Annotated in this window: 4 protein-coding genes; 3 read left to right on the top strand and 1 reads right to left on the bottom strand. The window is 70.6% G+C overall.

Annotation, left to right across the window (positions count from 1 at the left end; genetic code table 11):
* Positions 1-656, bottom strand: a 656-nt coding sequence (locus tag GA0115259_RS30310; RefSeq protein WP_141716750.1) for a LysR family transcriptional regulator, incomplete at its 3' end; no start/stop codon positions are given.
* Between the two features lie 62 nt (positions 657-718).
* On the opposite strand from GA0115259_RS30310, the gene GA0115259_RS30305 reads away from it, so the two are divergent.
* The 3 genes from GA0115259_RS30305 (at position 719) to GA0115259_RS30295 (ending at position 3,941) form a co-directional block, all read left to right on the top strand.
* On the top strand, positions 719-2,065 hold the full coding sequence (locus GA0115259_RS30305; protein ID WP_093602929.1) for an MFS transporter: 1,347 nt from the start codon (positions 719-721) through the stop codon (positions 2,063-2,065).
* 101 nt (positions 2,066-2,166) lie between these two features.
* Positions 2,167-2,862, top strand: coding sequence for a L,D-transpeptidase family protein (locus GA0115259_RS30300; protein WP_093602927.1), 696 nt, complete (start codon positions 2,167-2,169; stop codon positions 2,860-2,862).
* Positions 2,863-2,927: 65 nt separating this feature from the next.
* A complete protein-coding gene (locus tag GA0115259_RS30295) occupies positions 2,928-3,941 on the top strand; it encodes a sigma-70 family RNA polymerase sigma factor (protein WP_093602925.1) in 1,014 nt (337 codons plus the stop codon).
* Positions 3,942-4,042 lie beyond the last annotated feature (101 nt).

The raw sequence follows: 4,042 nt of genomic DNA, 5'->3' as shown, positions 1-4,042 counted from the left end.
CCCAGCCGCAGCCGCTGCTCGTCGACACGGCGGGCCACCAGATCCGGCGCGTCGGGCACCGGCGAGGTGAGGCAGAGGTCCAGCTCGCCCGCGCGCATACGCTCCAGCATCGCCTCGCCGTAGTTCTGGACGAGCTGGAACCGTACCCGCGGATGGTCGGCACGGAAGGCCCGGATCAGCTCCGGTACGGTCTCGGATCCCATCGTGTGCAGAAAGCCGAAGGCCACCTTGCCGGACTCCGGGTCCGCGTCGGCCCGTACGGACTCGGCCGCGCGCGCCACCTCCGCGAGGGCCCGCTCGACCGAGGCGAGGAAGGTACGGCCCGCCGGAGTGAGCGCGACCGTACGGCCCTTGCGGGCGAACAGCGCGATGTCCAGGTCCTGTTCGAGCCGGACCATCGCCCGCGAGAGCGTGGACTGCGGTACGCCCATGTCCTGCGCCGCTCGGGTCACATGCTCATGACGGGCCACACCGGCGAAGTACGCGAGGCGCGGCGCGAGGAGGGCCGGCCAGGACGCGGGATCCAGCTCGGCCGCACCGGCGGCACCGGGCACACCGGCGGCACCGGCCGCACCCGTCGCTCCAGGCGTCGCCGCCATGTCTTCTTCGTAACTGTTCCATGACACGCGCCTCTGTGACCTCTGCTCATGCGTCATGGGAACGATTATCGCGAGTCCATGCATTGGACGCATGAAGCCGCGGTGCCTACGTTCGAACCATGCCTTCCGTCAGTACCGGGGCGCCCACCACCGTGGGTGCCTCCTCCGCGCCGTCCGCCGCCACCGCCACCACCGATTCCGCCGCGCACCTCAGCCCAGGCCGTCCCGGCTACCGCCGGATGAGCCTCGCGCTCTTCGCCGCCGGAGTCGCCACCTTCGCGCTCCTCTACTCCACCCAGGCCCTGCTACCCGCCATCTCCACCGGCCTCGGTGTGACGGCGAGCCAGGCGAGCTGGACGGTCTCGGCGGCCACGGGCGCGCTGGCGCTCTTCGTACTGCCGCTGAGCGCGCTGTCCGAGCGGTTCGGGCGGCGCACGCTGATGACCGTCTCGCTGGCGGTCGCCGTCGCGGTCGGGCTGCTGGTGCCGTTCGCGCCGAGCCTGGAGTGGCTGGTGGCGCTGCGCGCCGTACAGGGCGCGACGCTCGCCGGGCTGCCGGCGTCGGCGATGGCGTTCCTCGCCGAGGAGGTACGGCCGAAGGCGCTGGTCGCCGCGATCGGTCTGTTCGTCGCGGGCAACAGCGTCGGCGGGATGAGCGGCCGTATCGTCACCGGCTGGGCCGCCCAGCTCTGGGGCTGGCGCGCGGCGCTCGGCGCGGTGGGGCTGCTGGCGGTGGTGTGCGCGGTGGTCTTCCGCGTACTGCTGCCCAAGGCACGGCACTTCACACCGCGTTCGCTGAGCCCGCGGTCGCTGGCGCGGACCGTCGGCGGGCATCTCGCCGATCCGCTGCTGCGCCGGCTGTACGCGATCGGCGCGCTCTTCATGACGGTGTTCGGTGCGGTCTACACCGTGATCGGCTACCGGCTGGTGGAGGCGCCGTTCAGCCTCCCGCAGGGCGTCATCGGCTCGATCTTCCTGGTCTATCTGGTCGGTACGCTCTCCTCGGCCGCGGCCGGTCGGCTGGTCGGACGGCTGGGCCGGCGCGGCGCGCTCTATCTGGCCGTGGGAACGACGGCGGCGGGCCTGCTGCTCTCGCTGGCGGACACCCTGACCGCGGTGCTGCTCGGCCTGGTGCTGATCACAGCGGGCTTCTTCGCGGGCCACGCGGTCGCCTCGTCCGCGGTGAGCCACACGGCGAAGACGGGCCGCGCCCAGGCCTCGGCGCTCTACCAGTCGGCGTACTACCTCGGCAGCAGCGCCGGCGGAACACTGGGCGCGATCGCCTTCCACACGGCCGGCTGGCCCGCGACCGTACTCCTCGGCCTCGCAGCAGTACTCGGCGTCGTCTCCATCACCCTGTACGGCACCCACCACGCCCGCACAGAACGCCGCCGGACCGCCGCTTCGGCTGCTACCACCGCCGCCGCCCTGGCCGGCGCCGCCACCGCCGAAACCTCCCGCGGCTGAGGGAAATCTCCCGTCCCGTCCGTGCAACTCCGGGCGCTCCTCACCCGTCTACCACCCTGAGTACGCCACACGAGTGACGTGTACGAAGGGGGACGGGCGAGATGGGGCACATACGCCGTACCGGGGCCGTGGCGGCCGGGGTTGTTGCTTTGGTGGTGCCGTTGGGGGTGGGGCTGGGGGCCGGGTCCGCCCAGGCGGCTTCTTGTACGACCAGCAAAGGGCCGTATCAGAAGCAGGTCGAGAAGTTTCTCGGGCGGCCCGTGGACGGCAAGCAGTCCGCGGCGGACTGCAAGGCCATCCGTGCCTTCCAGTTGAAGCACGGCATCACGCCGACCATCGGTTACGCCGGGCCCGTCACCTGGGGCGTGATGGATCTGATGAACAAGCAGAAGGCCGCGGGCAAGACGCCGAACAAGGCCGGCAAGTGCCCGGTCAACAAGGGCCGGATCGCCTGTGTCGACCTCACGCGGCAGTTGAGCTGGATCCAGGACGGCAAGAAGCTGGTGTACGGGCCGGTGCCGGTGCGTACCGGGCGTAACGGCTACGAGACCAGGACCGGGCTGAAGAAGATCTACTGGCGGCACAAGAACCATGTCTCCTCGATCTACGACGTGCCCATGCCCTACAGCCAGTTCTTCGACGGCGGCCAGGCCTTCCACTCGGTCGGTGTCAGCGTGTGGAACCCGCCCGGTTCACACGGCTGCGTGAACATGACCAAGACCGCCGCCAGTAAGTACTGGTCTCTGCTGAAGAACGGTGACGACGTCTACGTCTACGGGCGTAAGCCGGGAACCTGAGCCGTTGTCAGTGGCCTGCGGTAGCTTCCGGGAGACTGGTTCCAAGGGGGCGACTGGGGTGACCTATGAGTGATCTGGTTTCGGCACAGGACCTTGATTCCCGGCTGGAGAAGCACCGCACGGAGCTGACCGGCTACTGCTACCGGATGCTGGGCTCGGCCTTCGAGGCCGAGGACGCCGTGCAGGACACGATGGTGCGCGCGTGGCGCGGCTTCGAGAAGTTCGAGGGCCGCTCCTCGCTCCGATCCTGGCTCTACCGCATCGCGACCAACGTCTGTCTGGACATGCTCAACGCGGGCAACCGCAGGGCGCGGCCCATGGATCTCACGGCCGCGACGCCCGTGGCCGAGGCGCAGCTCAGCGCCCGTCCGGAGATCACCTGGCTGGAGCCGGTGCCGGACGGGCGCGTGCTGCCGGCGGTGGCGGATCCGGCGGACACGGCGGTGTCGCGGGAGACGATCCGGCTGGCGTTCGTCGCCGCGCTCCAGCATCTTCCGCCCAAGCAGCGGGCCGTGCTGATCCTGCGCGAGGTGCTGGCCTGGAAGGCGAGCGAGGTCGCCGAGCTGCTGGACACCACCGTCGCCTCGGTCAACAGCGCGCTCCAGCGGGCCCGTGCGACGCTCGCCGAGGCGGAGCCCGCCGAGACCGATACGGCCGATCCGCTGGACGACGAGCAGAAGGCGCTGCTGGAGCGGTATGTCGCGGCCTTCGAGGGCTATGACATGCAGGCGCTTACGGCGCTGCTCCACGACGACGCCAAGTTCTCCATGCCGCCCTATGACCTGTGGCTCCAGGGCCATGAGGACATCGTGGGCTGGCTGCTCGGCGTGGGCTCGGTCTGCCGTGGTTCCCGGCTCGTCCCGACGGCGGCCAACGGCACTCCGGCGTTCGCCCACTACCACCCGGCCGAGGACGGCACCGGCCATACGCCCTGGGCTCTCCAGATCATCGAGATCGAGGACGGCCGAATCGCGGGCATCAACAACTTCCTGGACGCGGCCCGCTGGTTCCCGCTGTTCGGCCTGCCGCCGAAGCTGGAGGTCCCGGAGTCCGAGTCCCCGAAGCCCGAGGAGGCGTGACCTTTCATTCCTGCTCGCTGTCGCCGCTCGCCGGCTGCGGCTGGTCCGGGTACGGGTCAGGGCCCGGGCCCGGGCCCGGGCCCGGAAGGCCGCCCGCCGCC

Source organism: Streptomyces sp. MnatMP-M17, assembly GCF_900091995.1.
Lineage (GTDB): Bacteria > Actinomycetota > Actinomycetes > Streptomycetales > Streptomycetaceae > Streptomyces.
Note: the sequence above shows the minus strand (reverse complement) of the source record. Positions and strands in the feature narration are given on the sequence as shown.